We start from the raw sequence: 18,065 nt of genomic DNA on the forward strand, positions 1-18,065 counted from the left end.
GGCCAGGAATGTCCTGTTCAGTGTTCTGGATACGACCTCCACGTATCTCTGTGCAGCATCACCGTGCCATCACCGTCGTGCCCTCTATCCAGTCGGTGGGCGGCGCTCCTAATGTTCCTCGCAAAAGCAGCGATAACGATCAGGAGACCTTCGGGATTTCCTGCAACGCCATTGCGGAGGGGGGAGAAGCCATGGTTGCCTTCGTGCAGCGTCGTCTGGCCGACATGGGAACGGCGAAGAAACTGGCTATCGGATTCGGCCTGGTGCTGTTGCTGACGGCCGTGGTGGCGGTGATCGGCGTGACCTCACTGCGGGCGATTTCCCAGCGCTTCGACCTGCTCGGCGACATGTCGACCATCAACCGCGAGTTGCTGGAGATGCGCCAGAGCGAGAAGGACTTCGTGATCGACGCCAGCGATGCCTCGGCCAAGCGCCTGCGCGAACACGCCGGCAACCTCGGCGAAGCGGTGGCGCGTCTCAAGACCCAGCCGGATCAGGCTGCGGCCATGGCCCGCGTGGAGCAGGGCGTTGCCGACTACCTTGCGGCGTTCGCCCGCTTCGAGAAATCCAGCAAGAGCCGGCGCCTGTCGCTGGACGCCGCCACCTGGTCGGTGAACGGCGCGTCCAACAGTCTGGACATCCTGCAATCCAGCCTGGCCGATGACGGCGCCTACGAACTCAAGGACTCCCAGGGCCAGAAGGGTGAGGAACTGCTGCAGCAGGCCGCCCAGGTCAGCCAGCTTTACCGCCTGGTGCTGCAGGGGCTGAACGAGGCCCGCTCGCGCATGGAAGCGGGCAGCGACGAGAAGACCGAGGGTGGACGCATCAAGTCCGCCGCCGAGGCGCTGGAGCTGTCCGCCAAGCTGCAGGAGGCCATCACCGATCCGACCTACGTTTCGGTACTCAAGGACGTCATCACCAACATCAACGCCTTCGTCGAGAAGCTAGACGAATACACCACCAGCCTTGAGCAGGAAAAGCAGGTTCATGCGCAGATGAACGACCGTGCGGCACTGGTCATGCAGCAGGTCGACGATGCCTACGCTGCCCAGCGTGCGGCGATGCAGAGCCAGTTGCGGACCAATACGCTGCAGATCGTCGCTTCGGCGGCGCTGGCGCTGCTGGTCGGCGCGCTGGCCTCGTTGCTGATCACCTGGATGATCGTGCGACCGCTGCGCCAGGTGATCGGCATGGCTCGGCGCATCGCCGAGGGTGACCTGAGCGTGAGCATCGAGGTGCGGCGCAAGGATGAGGTCGGCCAACTGATGGGCGCAGTCGGCAGCATGGCCGACAGCCTGCGCGGCATCGTCAGCCGGCTGAGCGATGGCGTGGGGCAGATCACCGCTTCGGCGCAGGCACTGTCCAGCGTCACCGAGCGCACCCAGCACGGAGTGAACAGCCAGAAGGCCGAGACTGACCAGGTTGCCACGGCGATGAACCAGATGGCGGCCACCGTCCATGACGTGGCGCGCAATGCCGAAGAAGCCGCCAGCTCCGCCGAACAGGCTGACGGCAAAGTGGCCAGCGGGCAGGACGTGGTGCGCCAGACGCTGGGTCGCATCGAACAATTGGCCGATGCGGTGCGAGCGGCCACGCAGAGCATCGAGCAGCTTGGCCGCGAGAGCCAGAGCATCGGCAGCGTGCTGGACGTGATCAAGAACGTCGCCGAGCAGACCAACCTGCTGGCACTCAACGCCGCCATCGAGGCCGCGCGGGCGGGCGAGCAGGGCAGGGGCTTTGCCGTGGTGGCGGACGAGGTGCGGGCGCTGGCGCGGCGCACCCAGCAGTCCACCGCGGAGATCGAGACGCTGATTGCCGCCCTGCAGAGCGGCGCGAATACATCGGTGCAACGTATGCAGCGCAGTCACGCGCTGGTGGAAATGACCGTCGGCGACGCGGTACAGACCGAGGCCGCGCTGGGCACCATCGCCTCGGCGGTGGCGGTGATCCACCAGATGAACCAGCAGATCGCCGCCGCTTCCGAGCAACAGAGCGCGGTGGCCGAGGAGATCAGCCGCAGCGTCAGCAGCATCCGTGGCATCGCCGACGAATCGGCGCAGGCCATGGAGTCCACTGCGTCTTCCAGCGTCGAGTTGGCGCAGCTCAGCCGCGAGCTACAGGGGCTGGTCGGGCAGTTCCGTCTCTGAAGCCGGCGCGGATCGTTCGGCCGCCTGTTCACGCTTGTGTTGCTGATGCACGCGCCGGTAGGCGTTGACGCCGGCGCGCACCGAGCTGAATACCAGCGGCGGCTTTACCTCACCCAGGGCGCCGGAGCGCTTGAGCATGGCCAGGGCTTCGCCGGTTACCCGCGCCAGAGACAGGTGCACGCCCTGGGCGTCGAGGGTTTGCTGAACCTCGCGCAAGGTGGTCAGGCCGCTGATATCCAGGTTGAGGATGCCCTCGGCATTGAGCAGCACCGCGCGGGCGCTGGGCGCCTCGGCCACTACTTCCAGCAGGCGCTGTTTGAAGTAGTCGGCATTGAAGAACAGGATCGGCGCGTCGAAGCGGTAGATCACCAGTCCAGGCAGGGTGTGGGCGTTGGGGTACTGCTCCAGCTCCACCTGGCCGTCGATGCCGTGCACCCAGCCCATCACCGCGTCGTGCGGGCGATAGGTGAGGTAGAGCAGGCGCAGCAGGGCGAGCATGATGGCAACGAAGATGCCCGGCAGCACGCCGACGCTGAGCACACCGGCCGTGGTCAGCACGCACAGGCCGAACTCGAACCGGCTCAGTGCCCAGAAGCCGCGCAGCGCACGGAAGTCGATCAGCCCCCAGCCGGCCATCAGCAGCACCGCGCCCAGCGCCGGCATCGGCACCCAGCCCAGTGGTTTGCTGAACAACAGCAGGACCAGGCCGATGACCAGCGCGGCCACCACGCCGACCAGTTGGCTCTTGCCGCCGACCATGTCGTTCACCGCGGTGCGCGAGTCCGCGCCGCTGATGACGAAGCCCTGGGAAATCCCCGCGCCGATGTTGGCCATGCCCAGTGCCATGAACTCGTGGTTGGCATCGATGGCGTAGCCGTGGCGGGCGGCGAAGCTGCGTGCGGTCAGCATGGCGCTGCAGAAGCTGACGATGGTGATGCCCATGGCATCGCGGAACAGGCTGCCCAGTTCCTCGTAGCTGGTCTTCGGCCAGCTCAACTGCGGGAGGCCTTGCGGCACTTCACCCAGCAGCTTTATGCCGTACTGGTCGAGGCCGAATATGGCGGCGATGACCGAGGCGAACAGCACGCCCACCAGTGCGCCGGGAATCTTCGGGTAGCGACGCGGCAACAGGATCATCAGCGCCAGCGTGCCGACCCCCAGCGCCAGGGTCGGGAAATGCGTATCGGCGAGGTTGCGTACCAGGGCGATCAGGCCGCGGACGAAGCCGCTGGTTTCACTGTGGTAGCCGAGGATCTTGCCGAGTTGGCCGGCGATCAGGCTCAGGCCGATGCCGTTCAGGTAGCCCACCAGCGTGGGCCGCGAGAGGAAACTGGCAACGAAGCCGGCGCGGGCGAACCCGGCGGCGATGGACATGGCGCCCACCAGCACCGCGACGATCATCGACAGTTGCAGCAGGCGCTCCGGGTTGCCGGCCGCCAGCGGTGTGATGGCCGCCGCGACCATGGCCGCGGTGGCGGCATCCGGGCCGACCATCAGCTGCCGCGAGCTGCCGACGATGGCGTAGATCAGCATCGGCAGGATGCAGGCGTAGAGCCCGACCTGGGGCGGGAAGCCGATGATCTGCGAATAGGCGATGGCGGTGGGAATCTGCACCGCGGCCACCGACAGGCCGGCCTGCACATCGCGCGGTAGCCAGTCGAAACGATAGTGCAGCAGGCTGTCCAGGCCGGGCAGCCAACGGGCGAGGGACATTCGGGGGGATCTTCCTTGGAATCGACCAGGGGAAATCCTAGCTGGAAAGGATCAACAGAGCTTGTCGGAAATCATCGAGATAGAGCGAGGAATGCAGAACTCCGGGAGCGGGCCATGTCCGCGAACATCCTCCCCCTGTAATTCTGGCGCAGTGCCTTTTCCCTCACCCTCACCCTCACCCTCTCCCAGAGGGAGAGGGTGAGGGTGAGGGCCGATCCAAGCACAGGAATCCTGGTAGGAGCGGCCGTCAGACCTTCAGCACCAGCTTGCCGAAGTTCTCGCCGCTGAACAGCTTGGCCAGGGTCTCGGGGAAGGTTTCCAGGCCTTCGACGATGTCTTCCTTCGACTTCAGCTTGCCCTCGGCGATCCAGGTCGCCATGTCCTTGAAGCCTTCCTGGAAGCGGTGGGCGTAGTCCATCACCACCATGCCTTCCATGCGTGCACGGTTGACCAGCAGCGAGAGGTAATTGGCCGGGCCGCGCACGGCTTCCTTGTTGTTGTACTGGCTGATCGCGCCGCAGATCACCACCCGCGCCTTGGGCGCCAGGCGGGCCAGCACGGCGTCGAGGATGTCACCACCAACGTTGTCGAAGAACACGTTCACACCCTTGGGGCATTCGCGCTTGAGGCCGGCGTTGACGTCCTCGGCCTTGTAGTCGATGGCGCCGTCGAAGCCCAGTTCATCGACCAGGTAGCGGCACTTGTCGGCGCCGCCGGCGATGCCGACCACGCGGCAGCCTTTGATTTTCGCAATCTGCCCGACCACGCTACCCACCGCGCCGGCGGCGCCGGAAACCACCACGGTGTCACCGGCCTGGGGCAGGCCGACGTCGAGGAAGCCGAAGTAGGCGGTCATGCCGGTCATGCCCAGTGCGGACAGGTACAGCGGCAGCGGTGCGCGCTGGCTGTCGACCTTGTAGAAACCCTTGGGCTCGCCGAGGAAATAATCCTGCACGCCGAGGGCGCCGTTCACTTCGTCGCCGACCTTGAAGTCCGGGTGCTGCGAGGCAATCACCTTGCCCACGCCCAGGGCGCGCATCACGTCGCCGATGGCCACCGGGGCGATGTAGGACTTGGCGTCGTTCATCCAGCCGCGCATGGCCGGGTCCAGCGACAGGTACTGGTTCTTCACCAGGATCTGGCCGGGGCCGGGCTCGTCGACCGGGGTTTCCACGTAGGCGAAGGTGTCGCGGGTGGCGGCGCCGACCGGGCGCTGGGCGAGCTGGAACTGACGGTTGATCTGGGCGGACATGGCAGTGGACTCAGTCAGGGGGAAAGCCTAGGTGATAGTCCGCGCGCGGCGTTGGGGCAAGTTCCGTCCGCCGGGGGAATGTCCGCCCATCGGTGCCAGTGATCCGGATTTGGCCGAATCATCATCGGCATGGATGCAGCGACGTCGCCCCGCCTGATAGTGCTTCGCGCCCGTAACGCGCTGGCTAGACTGCGACGGTTATCCCCATTCGCTTCGCAACGCTTTCGAGGAACGCTCATGAGTCAGCTGCTTTCCGGCCAGGTCGCCCTGGTCACCGGCGCCGCCAACGGCATCGGCCGCGCCACCGCCCAGGCCTTCGCCCAGCAGGGTGTGAAGGTCGTGGTTTCCGACGTCGACGCCAAGGGCGGAGAAGGCACCGTCGAGCTGATCCGCGCGGCGGGTGGCGAGGCGACCTTCATCCGTTGCGACGTGACCCGCGACGCCGAGGTCAAGGCGCTGGTGGAAGGCACCGTGGCTGCCTACGGCCGCCTTGACTACGCCTTCAACAACGCCGGCATCGAGATCGAGAAGGGCAAGCTGGCCGACGGCGAGGAGAGCGAGTTTGACGCCATCATGGGCGTCAACGTCAAGGGTGTCTGGCTGTGCATGAAGCACCAGATTCCGGTGATGCTGGAGCAGGGCGGCGGCGCCATCGTCAACACCGCTTCGGTTGCCGGCCTGGGCGCCGCGCCGAAGATGAGCATCTATGCCGCCTCCAAGCACGCGGTGATCGGCCTGACCAAGTCCGCCGCCATCGAGTACGCGAAGAAGAAAATCCGCGTCAACGCGGTGTGCCCGGCGGTGATCGACACCGACATGTTCCGCCGCGCCTACGAGGCCGACCCGAAGAAGGCCGAGTTCGCCGCCGCCATGCACCCGGTGGGTCGCGTCGGCCGCGTCGAGGAAATCGCCTCCGCCGTGCTCTACCTGTGCAGTGACCACGCCGGCTTCACCACCGGTATCGCGCTGCCGGTGGATGGCGGGGCGACAGCGATCTGATCGTCTCGGGGCAGCCCGGTGTTCGGGCTGCCCTCACCATTTTTCCGTGAGGCACCTGCAGCCCCGTAGGGCGCTTAACGCGCCAGCGTTATCCGCCACGAACCATGCGGCGGATAACCTGTTCCAGGTTATGCGCCCTACACGCTCGGTCCTACGAAAGGCCCTCTCGCTTCACGTTCCCGCTCGTTCGCTACAAACTTTCGCATTCTGTTACAGGAAGAAGTGGTATTGGCCTGCAAGGCCAGTTACAAGCGCCCAAGAGGCCGAAACAATCGGCCCATTCCAGTTGGAGAATAATGACAATGACCAACGATCCCTTGCTGACGCTGTTCATGCCCATCGCCCTGGGCATCATCATGCTGGGCCTCGGCCTGTCCCTGACCATCGCCGACTTCGCCCGCGTGGTGCGCTATCCCAAGCCCGTGCTGATCGGCCTGGTGTGCCAGATCATCCTGCTGCCCCTGGCGTGCTTCCTCATTACCCTGGGCTTCGCCCTCGAAGCGGCGCTGGCCGTGGGCATGATGCTGCTCGCCGCATCGCCCGGCGGCACCACCGCCAACCTCTACAGCCACCTGGCCCACGGCGACGTCGCGCTGAACATCACGCTGACCGCGGTGAACTCGGTGATCGCCATCCTCACCATGCCGCTGATCGTGAACATGTCGCTGCTGTACTTCATGAACGACGGCCAGACCATCCCGCTGCAGTTCGCCAAGGTGGTGCAGGTGTTCATCATCGTCCTCGGCCCCGTGGCCATCGGCATGATCGTGCGGCGCCTGCTGCCGGGCGTGGCGGCGGCACTGCAGAAGCCGGTGAAGATCCTCTCCGCGCTGCTGCTGGCGGTGATCATCGGTGTGGCCGTGACCAAGGACTGGCAGACGTTCCTCACTTATGCGCCCATCGTCGGCGCGGCGGCACTGTGCTTCAACCTGCTGAGCCTGGCCGTGGGCTACTGGATTCCGCGCCTGCTCAAGCTGTCCAAGCCGCAATCCATCGCCATCGGCATGGAAATCGGCATCCACAACGGCACCCTCGCCATCGCCCTGGCGCTCAGCCCGATGCTGCTGAACAACAAGACCATGGCGATCCCGGCGGCCATCTACGGCGTGCTGATGTTCTTCACCGCCGGCCTCTTCGGCTGGTGGGTCAGCCGTGGCGTGGCCAAGACCGCACCGGAGCAGGCGCCCGCCTGACGCCCGGATTTTCCCTGTAGGAGCGGGCCATGCCCGCGATCGCGCGCATGGCGCGCTCCTACAGGTTGGCGCCGTGCCTTGCCGGTTGGGTTCTCACGTTCCTGGCAGAAGGGCTTCGCGGACGAAGTCCGCTCCTACGACCCTTTCAACTTCGGCGTCGACCTGAAGGCGCAGTCTCAATCCGGCCAATGCCACGCCGGGGCATCGAACATGCCCTGGTCGCGGATGCGCGTCTGGCCCAGCTCCTTGTCCAGGTGCAGGCAGTTGCACTCGGGGTGCTCCTCCAGCGTGGCGATCAGCCGGCTGGCGTGGGACACGACCCAGACCTGGGTGTGCTTCGAGGCCTCGATGATCAACCGCCCCAGCGCCGGCAGCAGGTCCGGGTGCAGGCTGGTTTCCGGTTCGTTGAGCACCATCAGTGACGGCGGGCGCGGGGTGAGCAGGGCAGCGACCAGCAGCAGGTAGCGCAAGGTGCCGTCGGAGAGCTCCGCCGCGCTCAGCGGACGCAGCAGGCCGTACTGCTTCAGCGCCACGGCAAAGCGCCCGCCGGGCTGGCAGTCGATCTGCAGTTCGGCGCCGGGGAAGGCATCGCTGATGGCAGCTTCCAGCGCAGTCGCGTCGCCGATTTCACGGATGGTCTGCAGCGCGGCGGCGAGGTCGCGGCCGTCGTGGTGCAGCACCGGGGTGCGGGTGCCGAGCTGCGGCTGGCGCGCGGGGGCGTCGGCGTCGGTGCGGAAGTGGTCGTAGAAACGCCAGCCGCGAATCTGCTCGCGCAGCAGCAGGGCTTCGGGGCAGTCCGAGCCGCTGCCGATCTGGGTGAACAGGCTGTCGAAAGTCGGAATGTGCTGTTCCATGACCTGCCAGCTGCGGCCTTCGCGGGCGCGCAGCATCGGGCCGTTGCGCTCCACCAGTTGCGAGGCGGGGCGGTACCAGGGGCCGGCCCAGATGCTTTCGTGCTTGATCTCCGGGTCGAGGCCGAAGGCGCTGACCACCGGCGGTGGCGGCAGGCCGAGGGCGATGGCGTAGCCGAAGTCCTCGCCGGCAAAGCCCAGGCGCAGGCGCTTCACTTCGTTGCGCGGGCCGCCCTGGACTTCCACTTCGCCCGTGCGCATGCGCCGGGAATGGGTTTCCGGCCCGGCCCAGAAGGTGGATTCCAGCCCGCCCTCGCGCGCCAGTGCATTCACCACGCCGCCCTGGGCGGTCTCCGCAAGCAGGCGCAAGGCGCGGTAGAGGTTGGACTTGCCGCTGCCGTTGGCGCCGGTGATCAGGTTCAGCCGGCCCAGCGGCAGCACCAGCGAGTTGATCGAACGGTAGTTGGCGACGGCCAGGGTGTGCAGCATGCGGGGCGATCCGGTTCGGGCAATCGCCCGCATGCTAGCAGAAGGGTTGCGCCTTTACGGCGCGCGGCGCCAGTTCAGCACCAGCTGGGTCAGCAGGCCGGCCACCAGTCCCCAGAAGGCCGAACCGACGGAGAACAGGGTGAAGCCCGAGGCGGTGACCAGGAAGGTGACCATCGCCGCTTCACGCTGGCGCGCGTCGGCCATGGCATTGGTCAGGCCGTTGGTGATCGAGCCGAGCAGGGCCAGCGCAGCGATGGACAGCACCAGCGCCTTGGGCAATGCAGCAAACAGCGCGGCCAGGGTAGCGCCGAAGATGCCGGCGATGCCGTAGAACAGCCCGCACCAGAGCGCGGCGGTGTAGCGCTTGTGCGGGTTTTCGTGGGCCTCCGGGCCGGTGCAGATCGCTGCGCTGATGGCCGCCAGGTTGATGCCGTGGGAGCCGAACGGCGCCAGCAGCAGCGAGGCGATGCCGGTGGTGGAGATCAGCGGCGAGGCGGGCACCTGGTAGCCGTCGGCGCGCAGCACGGCGAGGCCGGGCATGTTCTGCGAGGCCATCGCCACGATGAACAGCGGGATGGCGATGCTGATGGTGGCGGCGAGCGAGAAGCTCGGCGTGGTCCACACCGGCCTGGCGACTTCCAGCTGGAAGTGGCTGAAGTTGAGCAGGCCGAGGAAGCCGGCGAGGGCGACACCCACCAGCAGCGCGGCGAACACCGCATAGCGCGGCGACAGGCGCTTGGCGATCAGGTAGCTGACGAACATCGCCACCACCAGCGCCGTCTGCTGCTGCGCGGCGTTGCAGATTTCGATGCAGATGCGGAACAGCACGCCGGCCAGCAGCGCTGAGGCCAGCGAGCCGGGTACCTGGCGCATCAGACGCTCGAAGCTGCCGGTGACGCCGCAGAGGGTGATCAGCGCGGCGCACACGATGAACGCACCGATGGCTTCGCCATAAGGCACGCCGGGCAGGCTGCTGATCAGCAGTGCGGCGCCGGGGGTGGACCAGGCGATGACGATGGGCGTGCGGTAGCGCAGAGTCAGGCCGATGGTGGTCAGGGCCATGCCGATGGACAGCGCCCAGATCCACGAGGAAATCTGCGCGGTGGTCAGCCCCGCTGCCTGGCCGGCCTGGAACATCAGCACCAGCGAGCTGGTGTAGCCGGTGAGCATGGCGACGAACCCGGCGACGATGGCGGCGGGGGAGGAGTCTGCCAGCGGGCGCATGGGCGCGGAGGCGGGAGTGGTGTCAGTCATGCACGAACTTCCATCAGGTGCGGGTGAACAGAGGGTAGAGCGAGGCGACCAGCAGCGCCGCCATGCCGACATTGAACAGGCGAAGTCGCAGCGGGTCTTCCAGCCAGCGCCGCAGCAGGCTGCCGAGCACCGTCCAGACGCCCACGCTGGGCAGGTTGACCACGGCGAACAGGGTGGCGATCAGCACCACGTTGCCGATCCAGCTGTTGGCTGGCAGGTAGGTGGCGATAGCGCCAACGGCCATCACCCAGGCCTTGGGGTTGACCCACTGGAAGGCGGCAGCCTGAAGGAAGGTCATCGGCTTGGCGCTGTGCTCGCCCTTGGCTTCGGGAGCGCCGGAACGGGCGATCTTCCACGCCAGGTACAGGAGATAGGCGCCGCCAGCGTAGCGCAGCGCGGTATAGGTGGCCGGGAAGCGCTCGAACAGCTGGTGCAGGCCCAGGCCCACGGCGACCACCAGCAGCAGGAAGCCGATGCTGATGCCGAGCATGTGCGGGATGGTCCGGCGTACGCCGAAGTTCACGCCCGAGGCCAGCAGCATCATGTTGTTGGGGCCGGGTGTGATGGAGGTGACGAAGGCGAAGAGCACGAAGGCGCCGAGGAGTTCGAGGGGCATGGCGGTATACCGGTCTAGTTGTAGGACCAGCCTAATCCCGCGGGCTCCAGGCTGTCCCATAACAGCCAGCGGCCGAGTGGCCCGTACAGTGCGAGCGGCAGTGGCGTGCGCGGGAGTGCGCCGGTATGGTGCGGGAAAGCCGTACGACTGATGGAAGATCGCCACCATGGAACAGAATCCCTACGCCGCGCCCAAGGTCGAGCTGGTGGATCAGAGCGCTCCGGGGGCCTTCCTCGCCGGGCGCTGGAACCCCGGCCACCTGCGTCTGCTCGGTTTCCTGAGTCTCGCGCTGCTGCTGTGCAGTGTGGTGTTGTTCGCCTTGTCCTTCGCGGCAGCGCTGCATGAGTCGAGTACGTGGCAGCGCTACGAACTCTGGGTCGGCGTGCTCAGCACGGTGCTCGGCTGCTTCCTGCTGTGGCGTACCCGCAGCTTTCTCGAGGATCGCTTCAATGCCCGTGGACTGGCCTGGCCGGTCGGGCTGTCGATCGCCATCGCGCTGGTGATGCAGGTCTACAGCCTGATCTTCGACGAGCAGCTCAGCGGCGAATTCAACGGCGCGCTGATGGGCTTCATGGGGCTGTTCGTGCCCACCGGTATCGTCACGCTGTGGTACGGCATCCGCCTGCTGAAGATCGAGTTGCCGTACCCGTCGGTGAAGGTCATGGGCTGGCTGGAGGTCACCTCCGGGGTGTGCCTGCTCAGCGTCCTGCTGTTCCTGCCCGGCACTGCCCTGGCGATGGCCAGCCTGCTGCCGCTGGCGCTGATGTTCCTGCGCGCCGCCCGCGAGCTGGAAGCCGCCGCCCGCTAGTCTTCGTCCTGCGACCAGGCGATGGCCTGGTTGACCGCCAGCCAGCCGCGCACGGCGTCTTCTCCGGCCTCGTCGAAGGCGCGTTGTAGCAGGCGTCCCTGTTCCTGGCGCAGGGCCTTTTCCAGCTTGCCGCCTTCGGCCGTCAGCTCCAGCAGGCGCCGGCGCTTGTCGTTGTCGCAGGCTTCGCTGCGGATCAGGTCGCGTTCCAGCAACTGGCGCAGCGGCACGTTCAGCGCCTGCTTGGTCACGCCCAGGGCGGACAGTAACTCGCTGACACTCAGCCCCGGATTGCGCGCGATAAAGAACAGGATGCGATGGTGCACACGGCTCAGGCCGCGGCGCTCCAGCATCTCGTCGGGTTTCGCGGTGAAGGCCCGGTAGCTGAAGAAGAAGGCTTCCATGGCCTGGAGTTGCAGGGCATTTTTTATTAGGTCAGGCATATTGACGTATCCGTCTCCGGCGTCGTAGCTTCGGTCAAGCAGTTTGACTCATTCTTCCGTGCTCCCGCTACCGGTGACTCCCATGGCCTTCTCCGAACGCATCGCCCGACTGAAAAGCTCTCTGATCCGTGAAATCCTCGCCGCGGCGCAGCGCCCGGAGGTGATGTCCTTCGCTGGCGGCCTGCCCGCCGAGCCGATGCTGCCGAAGGTGAACTGGGACGCCATGCCCGCAAGCATGGGCCAGTACGGCATGAGCGAGGGGGAGCCGGCGCTGCGCGAAGCGATTGCCGTCGAGGCGCGCGCACTGGGCGTGCCCTGCGAGGCAAGCCAGGTGCTGATCGTCAGCGGCTCGCAGCAGACGCTCGACCTGGCCAGCAAGCTGTTCATCGATCCGGGTACCGAAGTGCTGCTCGAGGCGCCGACCTACCTCGCTGCGCTGCAGGCCTTCCAACTGTTCGGCGCGAACTGCCTGACCGTGCCGCTGGGCGCCGAAGGCCCGGACGTCGCCGCGCTGCGCCAGCGCCTGGAGACCAGCAAGCCGGCCTTCGCTTACCTGATCCCGACTTTCCAGAACCCGTCCGGCGTGCGTTACAGCGAACAGCGCCGCGATGAGGTGGCCGCCGTGCTCGACGAATTCGGCGTGACCCTGATCGAGGACGAACCCTACCGCGAGCTGGTGTTCGATGAGGGCGCCGCGACCCCGCTGGTCAGCCGCCTGAAGAAGTCCAGCTGGATCTACACCGGCACCGTGTCGAAGACGCTGCTGCCGGGCCTGCGCGTGGGCTTCCTGATCGCCACGCCGGACCTGTTCCCGCATTTGCTGCGGCTGAAGCAGTCCGCCGACCTGCATACCAACCGCGTCGGCCAGTGGCAGGCGTTGCAGTGGTTCGGCACCGAAGCGTACCGTGGCCATCTGGCTGAGCTGCGCGATTTCTACCGCATCCGCCGCGATGCCATGCAGGCGCAGCTGGAGGAGCATTTCGGCGAGCTGGCGGAGTGGAACGTGCCCCAGGGCGGGCTGTTCTTCTGGCTCAGGCTCAAGCAGCCGCTGGACACCCGCACGCTGCTGGACGCGGCGCTGGCGCAGAACGTGGCCTTCATGCCGGGTGAGCCTTTCTTCACCGAACCGGATGCCAATCCCGGCTATTTGCGGCTTAACTTCAGCCACGTGGCGCTCGAACGCGCCGGCGAGGGACTCCGTCGACTGGCGACGGTGATCCGTGACGCCCAGGCCCAGTGAGGAGATGAGCATGTACACCGTTTACGGCGATCAACTGTCCGGCAACTGCTACAAGGTCAAGCTGGCCCTGCACCTGCTCGGCCTGCCTTACCAGTGGCGCGAGATCAACATCCTCAAGGGCGAGACGCAGACCGCCGAGTTCCTGGCGATGAACCCCAACGGCAAGGTGCCGGTGCTCAAGCTCGAGGACGGCACCTGCCTGTGGGAATCCAACGCCATCCTCAATTTCCTCGCCGATGGCAGCGAGCTGCTGCCCAGCGAACCGCGCCTGCGCACCCAGGTGCTGCAGTGGCAGTTCTTCGAGCAGTACAGCCATGAGCCCTACGTGGCGGTGGCGCGCTTCATCGAGTTCTACCTCGGTCTGCCCGAGGAGCGCCGCGAGGAATACGCGCGCTGTCACAAGGGCGGCTACAAGGCGCTGAAGGTGATGGAGAAGCAGCTGGAGCAGACGCCTTATCTGGTGGGCGACACGTACTCCATCGCCGATATCACTCTGTACGCCTACACCCATGTGGCTCACCAGGGCGGCTTCGACCTGTCGAACTTCCCGGCGATCAACGCCTGGCTGGCGAGGGTGGCGGATCACCCGCGGCATGTGGGCATGCAGGACTGATCTGCGCCTTGCTTTTTGAAAACGCCGCTTCCCTGGAAGCGGCGTTTTTCGTTGTGCGTCCTACAGGCTGATCCGGGCGTCGGTGAAGAAAACCGGCAAAATGCTATCAGACGAATCCGAAAGAACCGCTCTAAACCGCGGATTCCGGCGCTTTGGGGTTGACCGGCATCATGGCGGCGTTTTGTCGCCCTCCCTAATCTGGACGCGCTGCCATGCGGGATGTACCGATGTGGCCGGGCGCGAGCGGCAGGCAGTGTCGTCGCCTGGCATGGGGAGGGAAAAGATGGCCTATCTGGTCTGGCAGGCGGATCTCGACACCGGGATCGGAGTGATCGACGCACAGCACAAGCGCATCGTCGAAATGATCAACCAGCTGCACGAGGCCCAGGCCCATCACGACCGGGCCCTGCTCGGCGGCGTGATGGAGGAGCTGGTCGACTACACCATCTCGCACTTCGCCTTCGAGGAGACCCTGCTGGAGGACTCCGGCTACCAGTTCACCCGCGCGCACAAGAAGGTCCATGAACTCTTCATCAAGCGCGTTTCCGATTACCGCACGCGCTTCGAGGCCGGCGAGGACGTCGCCGAGGAGCTCAAAGGGCTGCTCGGCCGCTGGCTGTTCAACCATATCCGCAACGACGACGCCAACTATGTGGAGGCGGTGAAGGCGACCATGCACGAGCTGACCCGCGACCAGGGCCACGGCGGCTGGCTTTCTCGCTCGATGAAGCGATTCTTCGGCTGAATCGCCCGCTGTTTCGGCAGTGAATGCCGACGCGAATCGCCCCTGGCTGGCTATGCTCTGTGCACAACTACAAGCTATGCCACGGGGGTATTCGCATATGAAGACGCTGCTGAAGTCACTGTTGCTGCTTTCCTTCCTGTCGTCCTTCCCATTGTTCGCCGCTCAGTCGAGCGCCACTTCAGGCTCTGACGACCAGCGCGCCAAGGCGCTGCTGTCCAAGGCGGTGGCTGCCTACAAGCAGGACGGCGACAAGGCCTTCGCCGCATTCAGCCGCCAGGGCGAATTCGTCGATGGCGACCTCTATGTGTTCGTGGTGGACAGCAAGGGCACCATGCTCGCCAGCGGCGGGCCGTCGGTGGTGCTGATCGACCGCGACGTTTCCTCGACGCTCGATCCTTCGTTGCAGGAGCAGTTTGCCAAGGCCTTGAAGTCGCCGGAAACCGGCAAGGTGCAGCAGGCCGATTACCGCTGGAAGAACTGGGCGGACGGCAAGGTGGAACGCAAGCACGTCTATTACCAGCGCGTTGGCGAGCGCTTCCTCGCGGTGGGCTACTACATCCCGCGTGCTTCGGCGCAGCAGGCGGTGGCCATGCTCGACAAGGCGGTGAAGGCCGTCGAGGCCGACCCGCAAGGGACCTTCAAGCAGATCACCGCACGGGACAAGGCTTTCATCGAGGATGACCTCTACGTCTTCGTGGTCGACCTGGAGTCCTCGAAGTTCGTCGCCCACGGCTTCAATACCCGCATGGTCGGCACCGACTTCGACTCGTTGAAGGACCCGGGCGGCAACCCCATCGGCCACGCCATGCTGGAGCTGGTCAAGGCCAAGGGCGAGGCGGAGTTCGAATACCAGTGGCGCAACCCGGTGACCAGCAAGGTGGAAAACAAGCACGCCTTCCTGCGCAAGGCCGGTCACTACCTGGTGGCGGTGGGTTACTACACCCGCTGATGCCTTCTTGCAGGCACAAAAAAACCGGCCGAGGGCCGGTTTTTTCATGGCGGCGGCTCGCGATCAGCGGATCAGGCTGAGGAACTCGCTGCGGGTGGCGGCGTTCTCGCGGAACTCGCCGAGCATCACCGAGGTGACCATGGAGGAATTCTGCTTCTCCACACCGCGCATCATCATGCACATGTGCTTGGCCTCGATCACCACGGCCACGCCCAGCGCGCCGGTGACCTGCTGCACGGCCTCGGCGATCTGCCGCGACATGTTTTCCTGGATCTGCAGGCGGCGAGCGTACATGTCGACGATGCGCGCGACCTTGGACAGGCCCAGCACCTTGCCGTTGGGGATGTAGGCGACGTGGGCCTTGCCGATGAAGGGCAGCAGGTGGTGCTCGCACAGCGAGTAGAGCTCGATGTCCTTGACCAGCACCATTTCGCTGTTGTCGGAGCTGAACAGGGCGCCGTTGACGATCTCCTCCAGCGTCTGCTGGTAGCCGCGGCAAAGGTACTGCATGGCCTTGGCGGCACGCTTGGGCGTGTCGACCAGACCTTCGCGGGTGACGTCCTCACCAAGCTGGCTGAGGATCGCGGAGTAGTTTTGTTCCAGGGACATGATCTACCTGTGGCAATGACAAAAATAAAAACCGTGGCGCAGGGTAGGGCGCTCAGCCCCCTCTGGCAAGGCCCGCGCGCCGGTTGGCGCGTTATGGCTGCCGGTTTGGCGCCAGGCGCTGCGCCCAGCCCTCGGCCCATTGCGCCAGCGGCAGGCAGTGCAGCGCCAGCTCCTGGCCCTGCTCGGAAAGCTGGTAGCCGTCCGCGCCGTTTTCCACCAGCTGCGCCTCGCGCAGTTCGCCCAGACGGGTATTGAGCACCGAGGGCGAGAGGCCTTCGCAGCGCGCCTGCAGCTCGCGGAAACTCGCCGGCCCCTGGTGCAGTTCCCAGAGCACGCGCAGGCTCCAGCGGCGGCCGAGCAGGTCGAGCAGCGCCATGATCGGCCGGCCGCTGTCGGAGCCGCGTACGGGGTTGCCGGGGAGGGGAAGTGTCATCGACTCTCCTTGCTACTTTTTCAGTAGCGGTCTAGCTTGAGTGCTACTTAATTGATAGCAGCCGGAGGCGCATCATGACACAACCGCGTATCGAGCCGTTGCAACCGCCGTTCCCCGAAGACCAGCAAGCCGCGTTCACCCGGATCATGCCGCCCGGCGTGGAGCCGCTGAAGCTGTTCCGTACCATGGCGCATAACCCGCGGGTGCTGCAGCGCTTCTTCGCTGGCGGCTTGCTGGACCGTGGCAGCATCGCCCTGGAGGACCGTGAGTTGCTGATCCTGCGCACCACCGCGCGCTGCGGCGCGGAATACGAGTGGGGCGTGCACGTGGCGTTCTATACCGGCAAGACCGGCTTCAGCGAGGAGCAACTGGCCGACACCTGCCGCGCAACACCGGACGCTGCGTTGTGGAGCCCCGCGCAGCGGGCTCTGCTGGCGCTGGCGGACAGCCTGCACGACAGCGCGACGGTGAACGACGAGCTGTGGGCGTGGCTGAGCGAGCACTTCAGCGCTGATCAGTTGATCGAGTGCCTGATGGTGGTGGGGTTCTACCATTCGGTGTCGTTCGTGGTGAACGGCCTGAAGGTGGAGCGGGAAAGCTACGGCGCGCGTTTCCCGGCTTGATTACTCGTCGCGGCCTTCCAGCATGGTGCGCCGCAGCATCACGTAGATCGCCCCGGTGCCGCCGTGGCGTGGCAGGCAGGAGGCGAAGCCGAGCACCTGCGGGTGCTGGCGCAGCCAGGTGTTCACGTGGCTCTTCACCATCGGGCTGCGGCCATCGACGCGTGCGGCCTTGCCGTGGGTGACGCGGACGCAGCGGATCTCGAAACGGGTGGCTTCGGCGATGAAGTCCCAGAGGGTTTCGCGGGCGGTCTCGATCTTCATGCCGTGCAGGTCGAGGCTGCCCTCGAAGGCGATCTGGCCGGCCTTGAGTTTGCGGATCTGGCCTTCCTGGACGCCGTCGCGGGCCCAGTAGAGCTCGTCTTCGGGGCCGACGTCGATGACGAACTGGTCGGACAGACCGTCCACCCGGATGTTCTCGGTGCGCACGCTCGCATTCTGCCGCAGCTCCTTGAGCTGCTTGCGGTCGGCCTTGGGCTTGCCGGTGTCGGCCTGGTCCACGGTGATGCGCTTGACGCCGCGCATCTCGCGGGCGAACTGGGAAAAATCGTCGTCTTGCATGCGCACCTCCTCGAAGAGCCGCGCAGTCTAACGGATCGTGCCGGTCCTACGGAAATTCGCCCAGGAAATCAGTTGCGGCGCTTCATCAGTCGCGGCGACAGGCTCAGGCCGTCGCGGCCACGGGCACGGCGGCGCGCGGCGCGCCAGAAGGTGATGCCCAGCCAGAGGCACACCAGGCCGATGACCAGCAGCACGGCTCCGGCGCCCGGCTCGATGTGCAGCACGCCCACCGCGGGCTGGCGGCGGAGCAGGGCGGCGACGCCGGCCATGCTGGACAGGATGCCGAAGGTGGCGATCACCGCGGCAATCGCGGCGGCGAAGCGCCAGCGCCAGCGCCCCGGACGTTTCGGGCGCAGGCTGGGTGGATCGAACTTCTCGGTCATCTTCATCCCGACTTCCTCATCTGTTGAACGAGGCTATGACCGGTGGGGAGGGGTGGGGTTCCAACCCCAGGGTCGGGAAGCGCGGCGAACCCGCTGGGTGAGCGGGTTCGCGGGCTTTCGCGCCTAAGCTGAGCCTAACCCCGGGCGCTT

The 18,065-nt window shown here is 66.0% G+C and carries 19 protein-coding genes; 9 read left to right on the forward strand and 10 right to left on the reverse strand.

Translation table 11 applies throughout. The annotated features are described in order from the left end of the window. Positions 1 to 191: 191 nt before the first annotated feature. Entirely contained in the window at positions 192 to 2,147 is a 1,956-nt protein-coding gene (locus IB275_RS10145; protein ID WP_192295359.1) for a methyl-accepting chemotaxis protein, read from the forward strand. Here the strand turns inward: IB275_RS10145 and IB275_RS10150 are convergent. After that, entirely contained in the window at positions 2,115 to 3,860 is a 1,746-nt protein-coding gene (locus IB275_RS10150) for a SulP family inorganic anion transporter (RefSeq protein WP_192295360.1), read from the reverse strand. The two genes, IB275_RS10145 and IB275_RS10150, sit on opposite strands and share 33 nt — an antisense overlap. A gap of 247 nt (positions 3,861 to 4,107) precedes the next feature. Next, entirely contained in the window at positions 4,108 to 5,112 is a 1,005-nt protein-coding gene (locus IB275_RS10155; RefSeq protein ID WP_192295361.1) for an NADP-dependent oxidoreductase, read from the reverse strand. 237 nt (positions 5,113 to 5,349) lie between these two features. On the opposite strand from IB275_RS10155, the gene IB275_RS10160 reads away from it, so the two are divergent. Together IB275_RS10160 and IB275_RS10165 are read left to right on the forward strand one after the other, a co-directional pair. Then, entirely contained in the window at positions 5,350 to 6,111 is a 762-nt protein-coding gene (locus IB275_RS10160; RefSeq protein WP_081520647.1) for an SDR family oxidoreductase, read from the forward strand. A 302-nt stretch (positions 6,112 to 6,413) separates the two neighbouring features. After that, on the forward strand, positions 6,414 to 7,304 hold the full coding sequence (locus IB275_RS10165; RefSeq protein WP_081520646.1) for a bile acid:sodium symporter family protein: 891 nt from the start codon (positions 6,414 to 6,416) through the stop codon (positions 7,302 to 7,304). Positions 7,305 to 7,480: 176 nt separating this feature from the next. Here IB275_RS10165 and IB275_RS10170 read toward each other — a convergent pair whose 3' ends face one another. From IB275_RS10170 to IB275_RS10180, 3 genes are read right to left on the reverse strand one after another with little or no spacing between them, the layout of a single operon-like run. Continuing rightward, positions 7,481 to 8,644 (reverse strand): AAA family ATPase, encoded by a 1,164-nt coding sequence (locus IB275_RS10170; RefSeq protein ID WP_192295362.1) that lies wholly within the window; start codon positions 8,642 to 8,644, stop codon positions 7,481 to 7,483. Between the two features lie 54 nt (positions 8,645 to 8,698). Next, positions 8,699 to 9,898: a benzoate/H(+) symporter BenE family transporter gene (locus IB275_RS10175; protein WP_192222919.1), complete on the reverse strand. Its 1,200-nt coding sequence runs from the start codon at positions 9,896 to 9,898 to the stop codon at positions 8,699 to 8,701. A gap of 13 nt (positions 9,899 to 9,911) precedes the next feature. After that, a complete protein-coding gene (locus IB275_RS10180; protein WP_081520643.1) occupies positions 9,912 to 10,514 on the reverse strand; it encodes a LysE family translocator in 603 nt (200 codons plus the stop codon). Between the two features lie 166 nt (positions 10,515 to 10,680). Here IB275_RS10180 and IB275_RS10185 point away from each other — a divergent pair, with 166 nt between their 5' ends. Then, positions 10,681 to 11,322, forward strand: a complete 642-nt coding sequence (locus IB275_RS10185) for a hypothetical protein (RefSeq protein ID WP_192295363.1) — start codon at positions 10,681 to 10,683, stop codon at positions 11,320 to 11,322. On the opposite strand, the gene IB275_RS10190 is transcribed toward IB275_RS10185, so the two are convergent. Further along, positions 11,319 to 11,762, reverse strand: coding sequence for a MarR family transcriptional regulator (locus IB275_RS10190; RefSeq protein WP_081520641.1), 444 nt, complete (start codon positions 11,760 to 11,762; stop codon positions 11,319 to 11,321). The two genes, IB275_RS10185 and IB275_RS10190, sit on opposite strands and share 4 nt — an antisense overlap. An 82-nt stretch (positions 11,763 to 11,844) precedes the next feature. Between IB275_RS10190 and IB275_RS10195 the strand changes: the two genes are divergently transcribed. The 4 genes from IB275_RS10195 (at position 11,845) to IB275_RS10210 (ending at position 15,309) form a co-directional block, all read left to right on the forward strand. Further along, positions 11,845 to 13,002, forward strand: a complete 1,158-nt coding sequence (locus IB275_RS10195; protein WP_192295364.1) for an aminotransferase-like domain-containing protein — start codon at positions 11,845 to 11,847, stop codon at positions 13,000 to 13,002. Positions 13,003 to 13,012: 10 nt separating this feature from the next. Next, on the forward strand, positions 13,013 to 13,615 hold the full coding sequence (locus IB275_RS10200; protein ID WP_081520639.1) for a glutathione S-transferase family protein: 603 nt from the start codon (positions 13,013 to 13,015) through the stop codon (positions 13,613 to 13,615). Positions 13,616 to 13,898: 283 nt separating this feature from the next. Further along, a complete protein-coding gene (locus IB275_RS10205) occupies positions 13,899 to 14,360 on the forward strand; it encodes a bacteriohemerythrin (protein WP_151186517.1) in 462 nt (153 codons plus the stop codon). A 97-nt stretch (positions 14,361 to 14,457) separates the two neighbouring features. Then, positions 14,458 to 15,309, forward strand: coding sequence for a cache domain-containing protein (locus IB275_RS10210; protein WP_225601938.1), 852 nt, complete (start codon positions 14,458 to 14,460; stop codon positions 15,307 to 15,309). Positions 15,310 to 15,372: 63 nt separating this feature from the next. Here the strand turns inward: IB275_RS10210 and folE are convergent, their stop codons facing one another. Then, complete coding sequence (folE, locus tag IB275_RS10215) at positions 15,373 to 15,918, reverse strand: GTP cyclohydrolase I FolE (RefSeq protein ID WP_024765420.1); 546 nt, start codon at positions 15,916 to 15,918, stop codon at positions 15,373 to 15,375. 91 nt (positions 15,919 to 16,009) lie between these two features. Continuing rightward, entirely contained in the window at positions 16,010 to 16,351 is a 342-nt protein-coding gene (locus IB275_RS10220) for a winged helix-turn-helix transcriptional regulator (RefSeq protein ID WP_081520637.1), read from the reverse strand. 74 nt (positions 16,352 to 16,425) lie between these two features. On the opposite strand from IB275_RS10220, the gene IB275_RS10225 reads away from it, so the two are divergent. After that, a complete protein-coding gene (locus IB275_RS10225) occupies positions 16,426 to 16,974 on the forward strand; it encodes a carboxymuconolactone decarboxylase family protein (RefSeq protein ID WP_192295365.1) in 549 nt (182 codons plus the stop codon). On the opposite strand, the gene IB275_RS10230 is transcribed toward IB275_RS10225, so the two are convergent. Together IB275_RS10230 and IB275_RS10235 are read right to left on the reverse strand one after the other, a co-directional pair. Continuing rightward, complete coding sequence (locus IB275_RS10230) at positions 16,975 to 17,532, reverse strand: Smr/MutS family protein (protein ID WP_192295366.1); 558 nt, start codon at positions 17,530 to 17,532, stop codon at positions 16,975 to 16,977. It lies immediately after the preceding gene. Between the two features lie 68 nt (positions 17,533 to 17,600). Next, entirely contained in the window at positions 17,601 to 17,921 is a 321-nt protein-coding gene (locus IB275_RS10235; RefSeq protein ID WP_192295367.1) for a hypothetical protein, read from the reverse strand. Between the last annotated feature and the right edge of the window lie 144 nt (positions 17,922 to 18,065).

Source organism: Pseudomonas sp. PDM21 (assembly GCF_014852505.2).
Lineage (GTDB): Bacteria > Pseudomonadota > Gammaproteobacteria > Pseudomonadales > Pseudomonadaceae > Pseudomonas.